This is a genomic window from Paracoccus endophyticus, from assembly GCF_003286075.1.
Classification (GTDB): domain Bacteria; phylum Pseudomonadota; class Alphaproteobacteria; order Rhodobacterales; family Rhodobacteraceae; genus Paracoccus; species Paracoccus endophyticus.
Genome location: NZ_QLUV01000003.1, coordinates 1 through 16,264 on the forward strand (window position 1 = coordinate 1; position 16,264 = coordinate 16,264).

The window sequence follows — 16,264 nt, forward strand, 5'->3', positions numbered from 1 at the left end:
GTCTTGTAGGTCAGGCGTGTGAGTCTGCTCATGCCGACCAGCTACCATACCGGACTCACGACATGAATCACGGAAGGGATTTGTGCAACAGAGCCATCCGGCATGCGTATAAATTGCCGCTCTGGCTTGACGAAGCGTCCATCTGGCGAATCGTTCGTTCAGGGATGCCCGCAGGCGGGTTTTCCATCCGGCAGGCTTTCCTTTCTGTAGCCGCCAGAATGCACTTTCTATGAATATTATCAGCGGCTTGCCGCGGATGACTGCGATCGGGTTGACAATCGCTCCAACCGGAATGGGCCAACCGGCCACGCCCGAATGCACCAGTTCCGATCGACCGACAGCTTTCCAGGCGACTCGGGCCGCCGCCGGCAGGTGCAGCAGAATTGTCCGCAAGCCGCCATCGGGAAAAAAGGCGACGAATTCAAGGCGCCCGTTTTCCCGTCCGATGACCTCCAGCATTCCTTTCTCGGGCGCGGAAATTTCCATGCAAGGCGCCAGGACAGTAATGTCTTCCAGATAAGTCAGGTGTTCTCTTAGATCGTGCCACCACAGTTCATCAAGCCATATGCGCCCCTCCCGGTTCCTGTAAAAACACACTGGTGCGACGAGAAGATATTTCTTCCTCAGTCGTCCATTCACAATGCTTCTCCTCCGGTGGTTATCATTTCCCTGCCATGGGATGACCAGTGGGTCTGATCGCCCCATCCGGCCAGCAGGCCGGCCAGGGAAAGGTCATCGTCCACGGTGTCCCCCTGCAGGCCGCGCCGGCTCGACTCGCAGGCCTGAAACTGCGCCGGGGTGGCGTGCAGCAGGCGGGGGAACCAGATTGGCGGCACGCCCGATACAAGGCCATTGTCCAGCTCTGCCTCCCTGCTGTCCTGGTCGAAGCGCAGCGACTTGGGCAAAATGCTCATGCCAGGCCCTTTCCGAACGCTCGCGATATTCGTTAACAAGCCGCCGTATCTGGTTCAACGTTCCGGCATCGAAGCCTCACTCTAGGCGCTTGCGGCCCTCGATGGCGAGAGGTCATGGCCTGGAAGCTGCCGATCACGCTGCCGGCTTTTGCTTGGCGGCAGCCCGAAAGCCGTTCAGCCAAACCAAGCCACCCCACCGGCGCGTCTTCGATCAGCGACCTGGCCGAACCGTTTCCCGTGTCTCGGCCCCGCCGTGTGCCGCACCCCAAGCCAGCAAAGCATCCCGAAGCCCTGCAGAAGATGAACTGAGCATTTTGGATTCCTGAACAGCGCCCATATCCTGAAAGAGCACCAATAGTTGGCCACCCCCAAGCGACGGGAGAGTTGATGCCTGTTTACAAGTTCTTCTCTCGGACGGGCCTGCTTTTTGTCCTGTGGTGGGTGCTTGTCGCCTCCGACCCCGCCTCGATCCTCTTCGGCGCGGTCGCTGCGGCGGCTGCGGCATTCCTCAGCGCAAGGCTTCATCCCCTCGATCACAGCGGCGTTCGTGCCGGGCGCCTCGTTCCGCTGTTCGGCTCGCTCTTCGTTCAGGGCTTTCGGGGCGGCTTCGACGTCTCGTGGCGCGCGCTCCAGCCGCGCCTTGCGATCGATCCGGCCTGGACGAGGGTCCGGCTGGCCAGCGACCATGCGGCGGCGAATGCGCTGCTGGGCGGAATAGTCAGCCTGGTTCCCGGTTCCCTGGCGGCGGCTTCAGCGGGCGGCACGATGGATCTTCACCTGCTTCACGCCCCCAGCTTCGACCCCGGCGAGTTCGAGAGGGATCAGCGCCATGCGCTCGGGCTCTTCGGCAGGGGGATCGAGAAAGCAGGCGGCTCCGATGCATGACATGTTCACCTTTGCCGCGGCGTTCCTGCTGGTGACGGTCGCGGGGGCGCTGGTGCGCTGCTGGAAGGGCCCCGGACGCGTGGACCGGATCATGGCGGTCCAGCTGGTGGGCACCGGCGCGATCGGCGTGGCCGTCACCCTGGGGACGGCCCGGCAGGACCCGGCGATGCTGGACGCCGCGCTGACGGGCACGCTTCTGGCGGCCGTTCTGGTGTCCGCCTTTGCCCGCGGCAGCCCGCCCGGCGCCGCGCGGCCCGACCCGCCGGGGCAAGCGCCGGAAGGAAAGGAACCCTCGTGACCTGGACCGACCTCGCCGTCACTCTGCTGCTGTCCGCGGGGCTTTTCTTCTATGCGGCCGGGACGGTCGGCCTGCTGCGCTTTCCCGATGCGGCCTCGCGCCTGCACGCATTGACCAAGGCCGACAATGTCGGGCTGGGCTTCGTCGCCCTGGCGGCTGCGCTGCAATGGGGTTCGCTGGTCGTCGCCGCCAAGATCGCCGCGGTCTGGCTGTTCGCAATCCTGGCCGCCGGGACGAGCGCGCAATTGATGGCGCGCGTGGCCCGGCAGGACGATGGCGACGGACCATGACCGCCACCTTCGAACTGATCCTGTGCGTCATGATCCTGGGGACGGCGTGCGTCGCGCTGTTCGTGCGCGACTTTCTGACAGCGATCGCCTTCTTCGTGGTCTTCGGCAACCTGTTGGGACTGGCCTGGCTGGCGATGGGCGCGGTGAATGTCGCCCTGGCCGAGATCGCGATCGGTGCAGGGGTCACGGGCGTGCTGCTTGTCCTGACCCGCAGCCGGCTGCTGGCGCTTGGCGAGGAGATAGCCTGCGGCCCGGCCAGGCCCTGGCTGCGGCTGGGGGCGGCGGCTGCCTGTTCGGCCTTTACGACCCTGTTGGCCGCCGCGGTCCTTTCGATTGCGCCTGGCGACGATCTGGCGCCGGTCGTCGACGGGCTCATGCCGCGGATCGGGCTTGACAACCCGGTGACGGGGGTTCTGATGGCCTTCCGCGCCTATGACACGCTGCTTGAATCCTTTGTCCTGCTGGGTGCCCTGGTCGCCGTCTGGTCGCTGGCGCCCCCCGCCGCCTGGCCGCAGCCCCCGGTCGCGCTGCGGATGGCCGATCCCGCCGCCCTGAACGTGGCGGGAAGCTTCGGCCGGCTCCTGCTTCCGGTCGCGCTCGTGATGGCGGCCTATCTCGTCTGGGTCGGCTCCGACCGGCCTGGCGGGGCGTTCCAGGGGGGCACGGTGCTGGCCGGCGGGTTCCTGCTGGCCGCCATGGGCGGCGCCATCGGATTGCCGCGCAGCGACGATCCGAGGCTTCGCTGGGCGCTGGTGGCGGGGCCGCTGGTGTTCCTGGCCATCGGCCTTGCCGGGGCGGCGACGGGGCGGTTCCTGGCCTATCCCGACGGAACGGCCAAGGCGCTGATCGTGACCATCGAATATGTCTTGGCGTTCTCGATCGGGGTGACGCTGGCGCTGCTGGTGGCCGGACCCCCTGCCAGGGCAGGGACGGGTCCATGACGGTTCCCGCCGTTCTTGGGCATCTGTTTCCGCTGACCGGGGCCGTGCTGGTCGGATTGGGGCTGTGCGGCTTCATCACCCTGCGCCATCCGCTGCGCCAGCTTCTGGCCGTCAACGTCATCGGCGCCGGCATCTTCCTGATCCTGGGCGGGCTGGGGCGTGGCGAGGGGGTCACCGATCCTTACCCGCAGGCGCTGGTCATCACGGGGATCGTCGTGTCGGTCGCCCTGACCGCGCTGGGGACGGCGATGATCGCCCGCCTGTCCGAAGACCGCCGCGCCGCCGGATCCGGGCCGGACCAGCCGAAGGACCAGGACCCGTGAGCCCCCTCGACCTGCTGGTGGCCGCGCCCCTGGCCTTCATGGTGGCCGCGCTTGTCGCCGGACAGGGCGGACGCTGGCTGATCCTGGCCGCGGGCCCGGTGATGCTGGCCCTGTCGGCCTGGCTCGTGGTTCTTCCCCCGGGCGTGGCCCATCTGGTCGGCGACTGGGACCTTCCGCTCGGCATCCTGCTGCGCGCCGACGGCGTCGCGCGGCTTCTGGTGCCCGCCACCTCGGCCTGCTTCGTGGCGGTCGCGCTTTACGCATGGCACGAGTTTTCGCCGAAGGCGGGGGCCGAGACCGCGCGCGCCCACACGTTCTGGCCCATGCTGTATCTGATGTGGGGCGGATCGAACGCCGGCTATCTGACGACGGACCTGTTCAACCTCTATGTGACGATCGAGATGGTCAGCCTGGCCGCGGTCGCCATGGCGGCGATGGGGTCGCTTGCGGCGGGATTGCAGTATTTCCTGATCGCGCTTGTCGGCTCGCTGGCCTATCTGCTGGGCGTCGCGCTGTTGGCAAGCCATTACGACACGGTGGATGCCACCCTGCTGGCAGTCCGCGCGCGGCCCGACCTGCCGACCCTGATGGCGATCACCGTCATGACGGCGGGGCTTCTGGTCAAGACGGCGCTGTTCCCGCTGCACGGCTGGCTGCCCCCCGCCCATGCCGCCGCCCCGGCCCCCGCCAGCGCCCTGCTGTCCGCCGTCGTCATCAAGCTGGGGTTCGTGATCCTCCTGCGGCTCTGGTTCGAGGCCTTCGCCGAGATCATCCGTCCGGCCGCGATGGATCTTCTGGGGGGCATGGGTGCGCTTGCGATCCTCTACGGCTCGGTCCAGGCGATCCGGCAAGAACGGCTGAAGCTGCTGGTGGCCTATTCGACGGTGGCGCAGCTGGGGTATCTGTTCCTGGCCTTTCCCCTGATCGCAAATGCCCAGAACCCCGCCGAGCCCTGGGCCGCGGTGCTGGTGCATGCCGTGTCCCACATGCTGGCCAAGGCCGCGATGTTCCTGGCCGCGGGGCTGATGCTCAAGGCCGTCGCCGGCGACCGCATCAGCGACCTGGCGGGGCTGGCCCGCGCCATGCCCCTGTCCGTCACCGCCTTTGCGCTGGCGGCGATCTCGCTTGCCGGGCTGCCCCCGTCGGGCGGGTTCACCGCCAAGTTCCTTTTGCTGCACGCCGCGATCGAACAGGGCCGCGTGGTTCCTGCGGCCGTGCTGGTGATCGGCGGCCTGCTGGGGGCCGTTTATCTGTTCCGTCCGCTTTCGGTGGCCTTCAGCGGAAGCGCCGCGCCGGCCGTCCGGGCCGAGGCGCCCCTGCGGGTCGCGGCGCCCCTGGCGCTGGCGTCGCTGGCCATCGCCCTGGGCTTTGCCGGCATGACGCTGATCGAGCTGTCGTCGGTGGCGGCCCCGCCCGCCGTCGCCGGGCCCGTTCAGGCGGAGCCCGGCCGATGATGCTGTCCGCGCCTCTCGTCCTCGTGCTGCTGCCGCTGATCCCGGCGATCATCAGCTTCGCGCTGCCCGAACGCCTCGCCGCCTGGCGCAATGCCGCGAACCTGGTCGCCGCGACGGTCAAGGTCGGGATCGTGGCCGATCTTCTGCGGCAGGTCCGCGGCGGCGTCGATCTCGAATGGCGCTACACCTTTCTGCCGGGCCATGACTTCCTGCTGCGGGTGGACACGCTGGCGCTGCTGTTCGTCAGCCTGTCGGTCTTCCTGTGGCTGGTCACCACCGTCTATGCCATCGGCTATTTCGGGCGCGGGCCGAACCTGGCCCGGTTCTTCGGCTTTTTCAACCTGTGCGTCCTGTCGGCCACCGGCGTGGCGCTGTCGGGCACGGTTGTCACCTTCTTCCTGTTCTACGAGCTTCTCACGCTGGCCACCTGGCCGCTGGTGGTCCACAACGGGGACGAGAAATCCCTGCGCGCGGGCCGCATCTACCTGGCCTACACGCTGGCCGGCAGCGCCGCCTTTCTGGTCGGCATCCTGTGGCTGAAGGCGTTGGTCGGATCGATCGAGTTCACCGCGCCCCCCGACCTGTCCGCGGTCCCGCCCTTGACCCTGACGCTGATCTTCGTGCTGTGCGTGGGCGGCCTGGGGGTCAAGGCCGCGCTTTTTCCCCTTCACGGCTGGCTTCCGACGGCCATGGCCGCGCCCGCGCCGGTCAGCGCGCTTTTGCACGCGGTCGCGGTGGTGAAGGCGGGCGCCTTCGGCATCGTGCGGATGATCTATGACGTCTACGGCATCGGCACCGTGGCGGAACTCGGGCTCGGCCCGCCGCTGGCGGCGCTGGCCGCGTTCACGATCCTTTACGGCTCGCTGCGCGCGGTCATGCAGGACGAGATCAAGACGCGGCTGGCCTATTCGACGGTCAGCCAGGTCAGCTACATCCTGCTGGGCGCCAGCCTTATCGGGCCGTTCGCGGTCATCGGGGGCCTGGTCCACCTGGTGCACCAGGGCATCATGAAGATCACGCTGTTCATGTGCGCGGGCGCGCTGGCGAACCGCCTGGGGATCAAGGCCGTCACCGACCTGGACGGCGCGGGGCGGCTGATGCCGGTGACCATGGCGGCCTTTTCGATCGGGGCGCTGGGGATGATCGGGGTGCCGCCGGTGGCGGGCTTCATCTCCAAGTGGTATCTGGGGATCGGGGGGCTGCAATCGGACGCCGCGTGGGTGGTGGCGGTCCTTGCGGGCTCGTCCCTGCTCAACGCCGCCTATTTCCTGCCGATGCTGTATCGGGCCTGGCTTCTGCCCCCGCCGGAACGGGCGGGGTTCCGGGAACTGGGCACGACCCGCGACCGGATGCTGGTCCTGCCCGCGGTCGTGACCGCGGCGGCCGCGCTGGCGGCGGGCGTCTTCGCCTCTTCCTCGTTCAGCCCCCTGACCTGGGCCAAGCTGATCGCCGAGAGGGGGTATCTGCAATGACGGCGGACCTGGCGCCCCTTCTGCCCCTCGCAGTGGTCTGGCCGCTCGTGCTGGCGCTGTTCTGCCTGGTGCCGGCCTGGGGACCCCGCATGATCGCGCTGCTGCCGCTCGCCCCCGTGCCGGCGCTGTGCGCGGCGCTTCTGGCGCCGCGCGACCAGATCGCCCGGCTCCCCGGCATCCTGCTGGACGGGGGGCTGGTGCTGGGTGACACGGGCGCGGTGTTCCTGGGCGGCGCGGCCCTTCTGTGGGTCTGCGCGGGGATCTATGCGGCGCGCTTCCTGCGGACCGACCCGCGCCCGGCCGGTTTCGCGCTGTTCTGGAACGTCGTGCTGGCGGGGAACCTGGGGGTGTTCGTCGCCGCCGACATCGTCAGCTTCTACGTCTTCTTCGCCCTTGTCTCGCTGATGGCCTATCCCCTGGTCATCCACGACAGAAAGCCCGCCTCGCTGCGGGCGGGGACCGCCTATATCGTCCTTGCGGTGATCGGAGAGACCGCCCTTCTGGCCGCGTTCATGCTGGCCTCTTACCACGCAGGCGGGTCGCTGTGGATCGCGGACGTCCGCGCGGGCCTTGGCCTGCCCGGCTCGCCTTCTGCGATCCTGTGGCTGATGATCCTGGGCTTCGGGATCAAGGCGGGGCTGATGCCGCTGCACGTCTGGCTGCCCGTGGCCCATCCCGCCGCGCCGGTCCCGGCCTCGGCCGTGCTGTCGGGCGCCATCGTCAAGGCGGGCATCTTCGGCCTGCTGGTGTTCCTGCCCTTTGGCGTGCCCGTCCCCCTGGCCGGCACGGTGCTGGCGCTGCTGGGCTTTGCCGGGCTGTTCGCGGGCGCGCTGCTGGGGTTGGCCCAGCCGGGCGGCAAGGCGGTGCTGGCCTATTCCACGGTCAGCCAGATGGGGCTGGTGATGGGCGTCCTGGGCGCGGCGCTGGCGGCGGGCACGCCCGCGGCGGCGGTCCTGCCGGCCGCGGCGCTATACGCGCTGGGCCACGGGCTGTCCAAGGGGGCGCTGTTTCTGTCCTATGGCCTTGCGCCGTGGTGCGGCAGGGGCTGGCGCCGGGCGCTTGTGGCCGTCGCACTGCTGCTGGCGCTGTCGATCGCGGGCCTGCCCTTCACGGCGGGCGCGCTGGCCAAGTCGGCGATCAAGGGGCCCGCCGGGCCGTTCGGCGCCACGCTGATCGGCCTGTCCGCCCTGACCTCGGCTTTGGTGCTGGCGCGATTTCTGGCGGTTCTTCCCCCGGCCCGGGCCGGCGCCGGTCGCCCGCCCCTGCTGCTGGCGCTGCCGGTGCTGGCGCTGGCGGGGGCGGCGCTTGTCCTGCCGGTGGTCCTGTATCCCGCCGTGGCCGGCAAGGCGCCGTTCGCCGCGACGACGCTGGCCAGCCTGCTGGAGGGCACATGGCCGCTGGCGCTCGCCGGGCTGCTCGTGATCGGCGCGCTTGCGCTCGGGCTGAAGCCGCCGTTGCTGCCGGAAGGGGATCTTCTGGACCTGATGCGGCGATCGGTTGCCGCCGCCCGCGCCGGCTTCGAGGCCGCGGTCCGGACCGGCGCGGTATCGATGCACGATTCACAGGGGCGGCCCGCAGCTGTCTGGGGCGACAATCTCGCCAGGATAGAGGCGCTGGTGCGGGACAGGGCTTCCATCGCCGTCGTCCTGCTCGTCCTCATGGGCGCGCTTCTGGCAGCCTTGCTGCGCTGATCGCCCAAGGGCGGGCGCCCGGAACCCCTCACCCCCGCCGCAATTTCCGGGACCCCGCATAGATCACGGCGGCGGTCAGCAGGGTCAGCGGGACCACGAACACCGTCATCGCGCGTGTATAGGTATCCAGGGCGTCGTGCTGTTCGGCCGCAAGGATAAGATAGCCGATGTAGAAGACGTAATAGGCCACGAAGACCGCGCCCTCCCAGCGGGCGATCTCGCGGCCGGTCAGGAAGATCGGCAGGCAGGCGATGGCGGTGACCAGCATGACCCAGGCGTCGAAGGCGAGGATGGACGGCGCCACGGCGATCCCCGCGCCCCCCGCGGCCAGGCCCGACAGGCCAAGGCAGCCCAGGATGTTGAAGACATTGCTGCCCACGACATTGCCGACCGCGATGTCGCGGTTGCCGCGGACGGCGGCGGTGATCGATGTGGCGACCTCGGGCAGCGACGTGCCCGCCGCCACGATGGTCAGGCCCACGACCAGGTCGCTGACCCCCAGCGCCTTGGCGAAGGACACGGCCGCCGTGACGAGCAGCCGCGATCCGACCACGAGACAGGCGAGCCCGCCGACGATCAGGACCACCTGCGCCAGCCGCGACCCGGCCCCGGGGGATGCATCCGCAGCCACCCCGTCGGGCATGACCTCGTCCTGCGCGCGCCCGTTCGCGCGCCGCGACTGGATCACGAGAAAGGCGGTGTAGCCGACAAGCAGGACCAGCAGCAGCGCCGCCTCGGCCGTGCCGATCACGCGGTCGCCGTGCAGCATCACAAGAAGAAGGGCGCTGACCGCGATCATGATCGGGACCTCCTGGCGGATCACCTGCCGGTTCACGGCCAGGGGCGTGACCAGCGCGCTTACCCCCAGGATGAACAGCACGTTGAAGATGTTGCTGCCCACGACGTTGCCGATGGCGATGTCGTTCTGCCCGCCCCAGACCGCGCCCACCGAGACGGCGACCTCGGGCGCCGAGGTGCCGAAGGCCACGACCGTAAGGCCAACCACCAGCGGCGACAGCCCCAGCGCCAGCGCCAGACGAGAGGCGCCCTTGACCAGCAGTTCGGCCCCGACGACCAGCAAGACCAGCCCGCCCAGAAAAAAGATGATGTCCATGTGATGAATCCGGCGCCGTTCCCGGCAAGGGTTCTCATCCGGCGCAGGAAGGGTCAACGACGATATGCGCCGCAGCCCGCCCTTGCAGCGATGGGGACGGCCCGGCAACCGGCCGGCTTCGATCCCGCCGGGTCAACGGCGGTCTTCCCCGGTCCCTTGAACCCGCCGGCGAGGACCACGATCTGTCTGGGGTGCGTCAGTGACACCACGACAGGAGGCCTGTCGGCCTGCAAGGGAAAGAACTGCGCCACGAGGGGGGGGGAAGAATGACACTGAAACGGATCTCGGTGCGGGTTGAAATACCCTCTGGCCCGGGCGACCGCGCGGCGGTCGAACTGGCCGGCCGTCTTGCGGCGACCAGCGACGCCGAGATCGACGTTCTCGCCTATGTGACCGAAGTCCTGCCGAGCCTTGCACCACAGGAAAGGGGCGAGGCCACCTTCGACGACACAAGGCTGGACTTCGAGCGGCTCGCGGCCCGCGACGGACTGAAGCTGCGGGTGTTCGATCGGTCGAGCTATGCCCATGGGGCCGGCGACGTCTTCGCGGATCACCTGCGGGTCAGCGACCTCGGCGTGATCCACTACCCTTTCCAGCCGTCGATCGCGGCCCGGATGGTGGCCTCGGCCGCCCTGTTCAATGGCGGCGCCCCTCTTTTGCTGCTTCCAGGTTCGACGGGGACTGCCGCCCTGCCCTCCTCGATGCTTGTCGGCTGGGACGGCTCCGTCGCCGCCGCGCGGGCTCTGCGCGCCGCCATTGCCCTTGCCGGGCCGGGGGGCCGGATCATCATCGCCAGCATCGAGGAGACTGACGCGCACCGCCCCGGGCAATCGGGCGTCGAAGCGGCGCATCTGGCCGCGATGCACGGCGCAGAGTCGACCTTTGTGGTCCTGGAGGGAAAGGGCGACCCTGCGCGTGACGTGCTTGAGCGGCATTGCGTCGAGTCCGGGGCGGATCTGCTGGTTGCTGGCGCCGTTCGTCACGGAACCTTGCACGAGATGCTGTTCGGCAGCCTGACCACCAGCATCCTGGCCCAGGGTCCGAGGCACCCGACCCTGCTTGTGGCCTGAGCCGCGACGCGCTCAGGGGTCTTGTCGCTCTCGCCCCGTGCCGCCCTGCAAGAGACAGGCCGAACGGCTTGGTTCGGCGCCTCCGGGGGCTGCGCCGCCCGTGCTGGCAGGTGTCGGATTGCCTCGCCGATCTCACGCTCGGAGCGCGAGGTCCCCCTGCCCTTGAAGGTTCATCCAGAACTGCGGGTCCGTTGTCGCTCGGGGTCCTTCAGATGGGGCAGCGGCTTGATCGATTCCTCGCATTCGACGTAATGCTCAGATCGGCGCAAAGGCTCGATGGGAACGTAAAGACCCAGCATGGCGCGGATGTCCTTGGCCCAGGCGCCGGCGGCGTCGACGAGGTGGTCGGCCTCGATGCGCGAGCCGGTCGCGGTGATGGGGCCGTGACCTGCGCGCCATGGCGTTCCATGGCGGTGACGTCCTCGGCCAGGAATTGGGCAGAGTTCCACCGGCGTTCTCTCGCTCTGGCTTTCAGATGTTTCAAACCAGGGAGTTCAAAGCCCATCCCGCGCGGCTCAGGCCATGCAAACTCGCGCGTGCCGCGCTTTCACTGCACGCGGGCCAAGGCCTCGACCAGCAATCGACGCAGAGCAGCGTCCGTCTTGAAGCCCGCATGTGCCGTCAGGGTCACATTGGGCAGGGACAGCAAGGGATGGTCGGGCGGCAGGGGCTCTTCGTCGAAGACGTCCAGAGCGGCGTGACCCAGACGGTCCGCCGAGAGGGCTGCGACCAGCGCCGGCGTGTCGATGACCCCGGCACGAGCAGTGTTGATGATCACGGCCTGCCGCCGCATCCTGCCCAGCGCGTCGGCATCGATCATCCCGGCGGTTTCCGAAGTCAGCGCCAGATGCAGACTGATCACGTCGGCGGTCCCCAGAAGAGCGTCGAGCGACATGAGCGGGCACGGTGTGTCCTCAAGGGGCGAGCGGTTCCATCCGATCACCCGAAACCCCAAGGCAGCGGCGAGGCCAGCTGTCGCCCGCCCGATCCCGCCCATGCCGATGATGCCAAAGGTCAGGTCCTGGAACTCGCGGCCGGCAAGCGGCTCCCAGTGACCAGCACGCAGGCTGCGATCCATCAGGGCGATCTGGCGCAGCGCACTCAGCGCCAATGCGATGGCGTGCTGGGCGACCGCCTGGTCGCCATAGCCCCGGATCGTCTCGACCGTGATGCTGCGGGCTTCGGCCGCAGCCATGTCGATATAGGATGATGCCCCGGTGCCCAGAAAGATGATCCGCCTCAGCGACGGCGCGGCGTCAAGGTCGTCGGCGGTCATGTAGGTATGCCCGTTCCAGACGATCTCGGCATCCACGAACAGGTCGCGCAGCGTCTCGCGGTCGGGATCGCCTGAATGGATGACCATGCCATCCGGGCAGTCGAGATCCGCAAGCAGCGACACGCTGTGCGGTGTCGCGTCCACATACACGAGCTTGCCCATGCTCACTCCATCGGGTGGATGACGCGGTGCAGGAAGTCCTGGGTGCGGGGATGTCGAGGATTGCGCAGCACGTCCTGCGGCGGCCCCTGCTCGACGATCACGCCCCCCTCCAGGAAGAGGACACGATCGGCCACGGCGCGCGCAAACTCCATCTCATGCGTGACGACAACCATCGTCATGCCTTCGGCCGCGACATCGCGCATCACCGTCAGCACCTCGCCCACCAGTTCGGGATCGAGCGCCGAGGTCGGTTCGTCGAACAGGATCGCCTTGGGCTGCATCGCCAGGGCCCGCGCGATCGCCACGCGCTGCTGCTGCCCGCCTGACAGCTTGCCCGGATACGTGTCCAGCTTATCGCCCAGCCCCACCTTGTCCAGCAGTGCCGCCGCTTGGTCACGGGCCTGCGTGGGCGCCGTCTTCTTGACGAAAACCGGACCCTCCATGACATTTTCCAGCGCGGTCCGGTGCGGAAACAGGTTGAAACGCTGAAACACCATCGACACCTGCGTGCGGAGGTTCGTGATCGAGCGGTCGGCGGGATCGACCTTTGCCCCTTCGATCAGGATCGCGCCGCGCTGATAGGTCTCCAGACCATTGATGCAGCGCAGGATCGTGGACTTGCCCGAGCCGGACGGGCCGATGATGCAGACCACCTCACCCTTGTTGACCTCGAACGACACGCCCTTGATGACGTTCAGCGTGCCAAAGGATTTGTGGATGTCCTGAACCTGGATCATGCCTGCGAATATCTCTTTTCCAGATGCCTGGTGAGGAAGGTCAGCGGCAGGCTGAGCGCCAGATAGATCAGCGCCACCAGCGTGAAGACCGTCATGTTGTCGAAGGTCGAAGCCGCGATCAGCTGCCCCTGCCGCGTCAGTTCCGCCACGGTGATGGTCGAGACCAGCGACGAATCCTTGAGGATCATGATGATCGTGTTGCCGAAGGGCGGCAGGACGATGCGAATGGCCTGCGGCAGGATGACCCGGCGCATGACAAGCTGGTCGGTCATGCCGATCGAATGGGCCGCCTCGATCTGGCCCTTGTCGATGGCCTCGATGCCGGCGCGGAAGTTTTCCGCCTGATAGGCCGAATAGGCGATGCCCAGACCGATGATCCCGGCCTGCATGGCAGTCAGGTTGATCCCGATCTCGGGCATGACGAAGTAGATGTAGAACAGCTGCACGATGATCGGGATGCCGCGAATGATGGTGACGAAGCCGCGGCTGATCGCAACCAGGACAGGGTGGCGGGTCCAGGCCATGACCGCCCAGAGGAATCCCAGAAGCGTGCTGAGGGCGACCGAGAGGAAGGTGACGATCAGCGTCAGCCACACCCCCTGCAAGAGCAGCGGCACATAATCGGCAGCCCGTTCCCAGAAACCCATCGGCGAATGTCCCATTCAGTGCGCGGTCAGGCGGGACGGCGACGATCCATTGCCGTCCCCGCAGGTCTTATTCGATGCCCCACTCGGCGATGATCTCGTCCAGCTTGCCGGCCTTCTTGATCTTCGCCAGGCCGGAGTTCATCCGCGCCAGCAGTTCGGGCTCGTCCTGGCGCACGGCGATGGCAACGTCGCCGACGATGGTGCTTTCGTATTCGGACACCAGCCGCACGTCGGACGCACCCTTTGACAGCTGATAGGCGACGATCGGGCGGTCGCCGAAGCCCGCGTCGATCCGGCCCAGCGACACGTCGCGCATGATGTCGGCAATGGTGTCGTAGACCCTGACCTCCTTCAGCTTGCCGCTGGCCTGAAGCGGCCCGACATAGGCGGTGCCGACCTGCGCGCCGACAACCTTGCCCTCAAGATCGTCCAGCGAGGCATAGGCCGTGGTGTCGTCCTTGGGAACGAACAACCCCTCGCCGTAGGAATACACCGGGTCGCTGAAGGCGACGACCTTGGCGCGCTCCTCGGTCGCATACATCGCAGCGGCGATCACGTCGATCTTGCCCGAGGTCAGCGAGGGGATCAGCGCGCTCCACTGGGTCGCCTCGATATCGGCCGTGAAGCCTTCCTCTGCCCCGATCGCGTTGATGATATCGACCATCACCCCGTCGATCTCGTTGGTCTGGACGTCGAGGAAGGTGAACGGGATCCCCGAGGGCGTCGAGCCGACCTTCAGCGTATCCTGTGCCAGAACTTGCCCCGACAGGGCCACACTGGCGGTCAGCGTCAGCACGGCAGCGCGCATCATCCAAGTCACTTTGTTCATGGTTATCCTCCCAAGCCCGATATGGATTCATCATCATTGAAACTTCTTGCGGGTTGTTTCAGTCTGACGAAACAAACATCGGGTTGTCAACGCATGTCCTCGCCTCCTAACTCCCCAACGATCGAGTTGAATGCGGATGCAGCAGAGCCAGACGGCATCGGCGCACGACTGCGGCAGCGTCGCAAGGTTCGCGGCCTCTCGCTGAAAGAGGTCGCTCGCCGGGCGGAAGTCTCGATCGGACTGGTCAGCCAGGTCGAACGCGGGCTGACGATGCCCTCGGTCCGGTCGCTGGGCGCGATCTGCGGTGCACTGGAAATGCCTGTCGGCTGGCTTTTCGACACGGCTGACGCGGGTGATCCCGACGACCTCGTGGTGCGACGGCACCAGCGGCGGATGCTGGACCTGGGCGCCAAGGGGATGGTCAAGGAACTGATGACGCCCGACAGCTGCACGGGCATCCAGATGATGCGCCTGATGATCCGCCCGGGCGGATCGACCGGCGATACCCCCTACAATCACCCGAGCGGTGCGAAATGCGGCACCGTGCTCTCGGGCCAGTTGATGCTCGAGGTCGATGGCGACACCCGCCGCCTGAACACCGGGGACAGCTTTGCCTTCGAGGCGACGCGCATGATCCGCTTCTGGTGCGAGAGCAGCGAAACAGCCGAGGTCTTGTGGATCGTGACACCGGCCGTCTACTGAAAGGACCCATGGGGATGATCGAGAACGAAGAGGACGTGATTGCCAACTCGCTGTGGACGGCGACCGCAAACCCTGCGCCGAACTGCCCAGCATTGCGGGGAACGGCGGAATGCGACGTGGCAGTCATCGGGGCGGGCTTCACAGGCCTTTCCGCTGCGGTTCACCTGGCTGAGCGGGGACAGCGCGTCATCGTGCTCGACACGCACTCTCCCGGCTGGGGGGCGTCCGGGCGCAACGGCGGTCAGGTCAATCCGGGCCTGAAGGAAGACCCTGACACGATCGAGGCGCAGTTCGGGCCCAAGGTGGGCGGGCGCATGGTCGCCCTGTCGGGGGGCGCAGGGCAATTCGTCTTCGATCTGATCGCGCGCCTGGGGATCGACTGCGACGCCCGCCAGACGGGCTGGATCCAGCCCGTCCACAACGACGCGGCGGATACGGTGGTCCGGCGTCGCGTCGAGCAATGGACCCGGCGCGGTGCTCCGCTGCGGATGCTGGACCGGGATACGACGGTGGCGCTGCTGGGCACCGAGCTGTATCGCGGCGCGATGATCGACGAGCGCGGCGGCAACCTGCATCCGCTGAACTATGCCCTGGGCCTTGCCGATGCGGCGATGCGGGCCGGTGCGGTCATCCACGGCAGCAGCCGCGTGACGGCGCATGAAACACGCGGCCCCGATCACCTGCTGCGCACCGAAGGCGGCGAGGTCCTGGCCCGCAGGGTGCTGGTCTGCACGAATGGCTACACGTCTTCCGTCGTGCCCCCCATGGACCGCACCGTGGTGCCGATCCGCTCGGTCCAGGTCGCAACCGATGTCCTGCCCCCCGAGATTGCCGGGCGCATCCTGCCGCAAGGCCACTCGGCCTCGGACAGCCGCCGGCTGCTCGTCTATTTCCGCAAGGATGCGGCTGGGCGGTTCATCATGGGCGGGCGCGGCAACTACTCGGCCGGAGCCACGCGTCGCCAGATGCAGGTGCTGCGCGAAGCCTCGGTCAGGCTCTATCCCGAACTTCGCGACATTCCCTGGCGCTTTGCCTGGGGCGGCTACGTCGCCATGACCGCAGATCATTACCCTCACCTGAGCCTCGTCGCGCCCGGCGTGATGGCGGCGATGGGGTATAACGGGCGTGGCGTCGCACTGGCCTCGGCCATGGGCAAGGTTCTTGCGGACTGGGCAACCGATACGCCCGAAGGCGCGTTGGATTATCCGGTGACCCGCCCGCGCCCGATCCCGTTCCACTTCATGCGAAAGCCTGCCGTGATCGCAACCGTGGCGTGGTCGCGATTTCAGGATCGCCTCGGGCGATAGGCCGGCGGCGCGCGGCTGCAACCAGCTCGGTGATCGCGGCGGCATCGCGGAACACCGCGCCCCGCCCGACCTGCCTCTCGGAGGGAGCGTGCGCCCTGCCGATCCTGCCCTGCGGCCTTCGGCAGCATTGCCGCAGGCTGCCGGCGCGGCAG

At 67.7% G+C, this 16,264-nt stretch carries 20 protein-coding genes; 12 read left to right on the forward strand and 8 right to left on the reverse strand.

The window, feature by feature from the left end:
* Positions 1-639, reverse strand: a 639-nt coding sequence (locus DPQ23_RS15340) for a hypothetical protein (RefSeq protein ID WP_205961416.1), incomplete at its 3' end; no start/stop codon positions are given.
* A complete protein-coding gene (locus DPQ23_RS04930) occupies positions 636-914 on the reverse strand; it encodes a DUF2442 domain-containing protein (protein ID WP_112873595.1) in 279 nt (92 codons plus the stop codon). The genes DPQ23_RS15340 and DPQ23_RS04930, both read right to left, overlap by 4 nt.
* Positions 915-1,028: 114 nt before the next feature.
* On the opposite strand from DPQ23_RS04930, the gene DPQ23_RS15345 reads away from it, so the two are divergent.
* From DPQ23_RS15345 to DPQ23_RS04970, 9 genes are all read left to right on the forward strand, one after another.
* Entirely contained in the window at positions 1,029-1,223 is a 195-nt protein-coding gene (locus DPQ23_RS15345) for a hypothetical protein (protein WP_162630641.1), read from the forward strand.
* A gap of 78 nt (positions 1,224-1,301) precedes the next feature.
* Positions 1,302-1,799 carry a Na+/H+ antiporter subunit E gene (locus DPQ23_RS04935; RefSeq protein ID WP_112873596.1) on the forward strand — a complete coding sequence of 166 codons (498 nt, stop codon included), beginning with the start codon at positions 1,302-1,304 and terminating at the stop codon, positions 1,797-1,799.
* Positions 1,792-2,097: an MrpF/PhaF family protein gene (locus DPQ23_RS04940; RefSeq protein ID WP_162630642.1), complete on the forward strand. Its 306-nt coding sequence runs from the start codon at positions 1,792-1,794 to the stop codon at positions 2,095-2,097. The genes DPQ23_RS04935 and DPQ23_RS04940 overlap by 8 nt, the downstream gene beginning before the upstream one ends.
* Positions 2,094-2,387 (forward strand): cation:proton antiporter, encoded by a 294-nt coding sequence (locus DPQ23_RS04945; protein WP_112873598.1) that lies wholly within the window; start codon positions 2,094-2,096, stop codon positions 2,385-2,387. Before DPQ23_RS04940 ends, DPQ23_RS04945 begins: the two co-directional genes overlap by 4 nt.
* Positions 2,384-3,328: an MnhB domain-containing protein gene (locus DPQ23_RS04950; RefSeq protein WP_112873599.1), complete on the forward strand. Its 945-nt coding sequence runs from the start codon at positions 2,384-2,386 to the stop codon at positions 3,326-3,328. The genes DPQ23_RS04945 and DPQ23_RS04950 overlap by 4 nt, the downstream gene beginning before the upstream one ends.
* Complete coding sequence (locus tag DPQ23_RS04955) at positions 3,325-3,651, forward strand: NADH-quinone oxidoreductase subunit K (protein ID WP_112873600.1); 327 nt, start codon at positions 3,325-3,327, stop codon at positions 3,649-3,651. The genes DPQ23_RS04950 and DPQ23_RS04955 overlap by 4 nt, the downstream gene beginning before the upstream one ends.
* Entirely contained in the window at positions 3,648-5,105 is a 1,458-nt protein-coding gene (locus tag DPQ23_RS04960; protein ID WP_112873601.1) for a complex I subunit 5 family protein, read from the forward strand. Before DPQ23_RS04955 ends, DPQ23_RS04960 begins: the two co-directional genes overlap by 4 nt.
* Entirely contained in the window at positions 5,102-6,577 is a 1,476-nt protein-coding gene (locus tag DPQ23_RS04965; protein WP_112873602.1) for a complex I subunit 5 family protein, read from the forward strand. The genes DPQ23_RS04960 and DPQ23_RS04965 overlap by 4 nt, the downstream gene beginning before the upstream one ends.
* Positions 6,574-8,268 carry a complex I subunit 5 family protein gene (locus DPQ23_RS04970; RefSeq protein WP_112873603.1) on the forward strand — a complete coding sequence of 565 codons (1,695 nt, stop codon included), beginning with the start codon at positions 6,574-6,576 and terminating at the stop codon, positions 8,266-8,268. Before DPQ23_RS04965 ends, DPQ23_RS04970 begins: the two co-directional genes overlap by 4 nt.
* A 28-nt stretch (positions 8,269-8,296) precedes the next feature.
* On the opposite strand, the gene DPQ23_RS04975 is transcribed toward DPQ23_RS04970, so the two are convergent.
* Complete coding sequence (locus tag DPQ23_RS04975) at positions 8,297-9,382, reverse strand: calcium/sodium antiporter (protein WP_112873604.1); 1,086 nt, start codon at positions 9,380-9,382, stop codon at positions 8,297-8,299.
* A 266-nt stretch (positions 9,383-9,648) separates the two neighbouring features.
* Between DPQ23_RS04975 and DPQ23_RS04980 the strand changes: the two genes are divergently transcribed.
* The gene (locus tag DPQ23_RS04980; RefSeq protein ID WP_112873605.1) at positions 9,649-10,452 is read left to right on the forward strand and encodes a universal stress protein; all 804 of its coding nucleotides are present in this window, start codon (positions 9,649-9,651) and stop codon (positions 10,450-10,452) included.
* A 170-nt stretch (positions 10,453-10,622) separates the two neighbouring features.
* On the opposite strand, the gene DPQ23_RS15350 is transcribed toward DPQ23_RS04980, so the two are convergent.
* The 5 genes from DPQ23_RS15350 to DPQ23_RS05000 form a co-directional block, all read right to left on the reverse strand.
* Positions 10,623-10,901: a hypothetical protein gene (locus DPQ23_RS15350; protein WP_162630643.1), complete on the reverse strand. Its 279-nt coding sequence runs from the start codon at positions 10,899-10,901 to the stop codon at positions 10,623-10,625.
* A gap of 98 nt (positions 10,902-10,999) precedes the next feature.
* The gene (locus DPQ23_RS04985; RefSeq protein WP_112873606.1) at positions 11,000-11,890 is read right to left on the reverse strand and encodes a 2-hydroxyacid dehydrogenase; all 891 of its coding nucleotides are present in this window, start codon (positions 11,888-11,890) and stop codon (positions 11,000-11,002) included.
* Between the two features lie 2 nt (positions 11,891-11,892).
* Positions 11,893-12,627 (reverse strand): amino acid ABC transporter ATP-binding protein, encoded by a 735-nt coding sequence (locus DPQ23_RS04990; RefSeq protein WP_112873607.1) that lies wholly within the window; start codon positions 12,625-12,627, stop codon positions 11,893-11,895.
* Positions 12,624-13,274: an amino acid ABC transporter permease gene (locus tag DPQ23_RS04995; protein ID WP_112873608.1), complete on the reverse strand. Its 651-nt coding sequence runs from the start codon at positions 13,272-13,274 to the stop codon at positions 12,624-12,626. Before DPQ23_RS04995 ends, DPQ23_RS04990 begins: the two co-directional genes overlap by 4 nt.
* Positions 13,275-13,341: 67 nt before the next feature.
* A complete protein-coding gene (locus DPQ23_RS05000) occupies positions 13,342-14,103 on the reverse strand; it encodes an ABC transporter substrate-binding protein (RefSeq protein WP_112873609.1) in 762 nt (253 codons plus the stop codon).
* 36 nt (positions 14,104-14,139) lie between these two features.
* Here DPQ23_RS05000 and DPQ23_RS05005 point away from each other — a divergent pair, with 36 nt between their 5' ends.
* Together DPQ23_RS05005 and DPQ23_RS05010 are read left to right on the forward strand one after the other, a co-directional pair.
* Positions 14,140-14,805, forward strand: coding sequence for a helix-turn-helix domain-containing protein (locus tag DPQ23_RS05005; protein ID WP_240602447.1), 666 nt, complete (start codon positions 14,140-14,142; stop codon positions 14,803-14,805).
* A 14-nt stretch (positions 14,806-14,819) separates the two neighbouring features.
* The gene (locus DPQ23_RS05010) at positions 14,820-16,112 is read left to right on the forward strand and encodes an NAD(P)/FAD-dependent oxidoreductase (protein WP_112873611.1); all 1,293 of its coding nucleotides are present in this window, start codon (positions 14,820-14,822) and stop codon (positions 16,110-16,112) included.
* Positions 16,113-16,264 lie beyond the last annotated feature (152 nt).

What these genes read in the sequence shown, in the direction of transcription:
- DPQ23_RS04930 (WP_112873595.1), bottom strand. Translation starts at nt 914, where the DNA reads ATGAGCATTTTGCCCAAGTCGCTGCGCTTCGACCAGGACAGCAGGGAG.
- DPQ23_RS15345 (WP_162630641.1), top strand. Translation starts at nt 1,029, where the DNA reads ATGGCCTGGAAGCTGCCGATCACGCTGCCGGCTTTTGCTTGGCGGCAG.
- DPQ23_RS04935 (WP_112873596.1), top strand. Translation starts at nt 1,302, where the DNA reads ATGCCTGTTTACAAGTTCTTCTCTCGGACGGGCCTGCTTTTTGTCCTG.
- DPQ23_RS04940 (WP_162630642.1), top strand. Translation starts at nt 1,792, where the DNA reads ATGCATGACATGTTCACCTTTGCCGCGGCGTTCCTGCTGGTGACGGTC.
- DPQ23_RS04950 (WP_112873599.1), top strand. Translation starts at nt 2,384, where the DNA reads ATGACCGCCACCTTCGAACTGATCCTGTGCGTCATGATCCTGGGGACG.
- DPQ23_RS04955 (WP_112873600.1), top strand. Translation starts at nt 3,325, where the DNA reads ATGACGGTTCCCGCCGTTCTTGGGCATCTGTTTCCGCTGACCGGGGCC.
- DPQ23_RS04965 (WP_112873602.1), top strand. Translation starts at nt 5,102, where the DNA reads ATGATGCTGTCCGCGCCTCTCGTCCTCGTGCTGCTGCCGCTGATCCCG.
- DPQ23_RS04970 (WP_112873603.1), top strand. Translation starts at nt 6,574, where the DNA reads ATGACGGCGGACCTGGCGCCCCTTCTGCCCCTCGCAGTGGTCTGGCCG.
- DPQ23_RS04975 (WP_112873604.1), bottom strand. Translation starts at nt 9,382, where the DNA reads ATGGACATCATCTTTTTTCTGGGCGGGCTGGTCTTGCTGGTCGTCGGG.
- DPQ23_RS04980 (WP_112873605.1), top strand. Translation starts at nt 9,649, where the DNA reads ATGACACTGAAACGGATCTCGGTGCGGGTTGAAATACCCTCTGGCCCG.
- DPQ23_RS04985 (WP_112873606.1), bottom strand. Translation starts at nt 11,890, where the DNA reads ATGGGCAAGCTCGTGTATGTGGACGCGACACCGCACAGCGTGTCGCTG.
- DPQ23_RS04990 (WP_112873607.1), bottom strand. Translation starts at nt 12,627, where the DNA reads ATGATCCAGGTTCAGGACATCCACAAATCCTTTGGCACGCTGAACGTC.
- DPQ23_RS04995 (WP_112873608.1), bottom strand. Translation starts at nt 13,274, where the DNA reads ATGGGTTTCTGGGAACGGGCTGCCGATTATGTGCCGCTGCTCTTGCAG.
- DPQ23_RS05000 (WP_112873609.1), bottom strand. Translation starts at nt 14,103, where the DNA reads ATGAACAAAGTGACTTGGATGATGCGCGCTGCCGTGCTGACGCTGACC.
- DPQ23_RS05010 (WP_112873611.1), top strand. Translation starts at nt 14,820, where the DNA reads ATGATCGAGAACGAAGAGGACGTGATTGCCAACTCGCTGTGGACGGCG.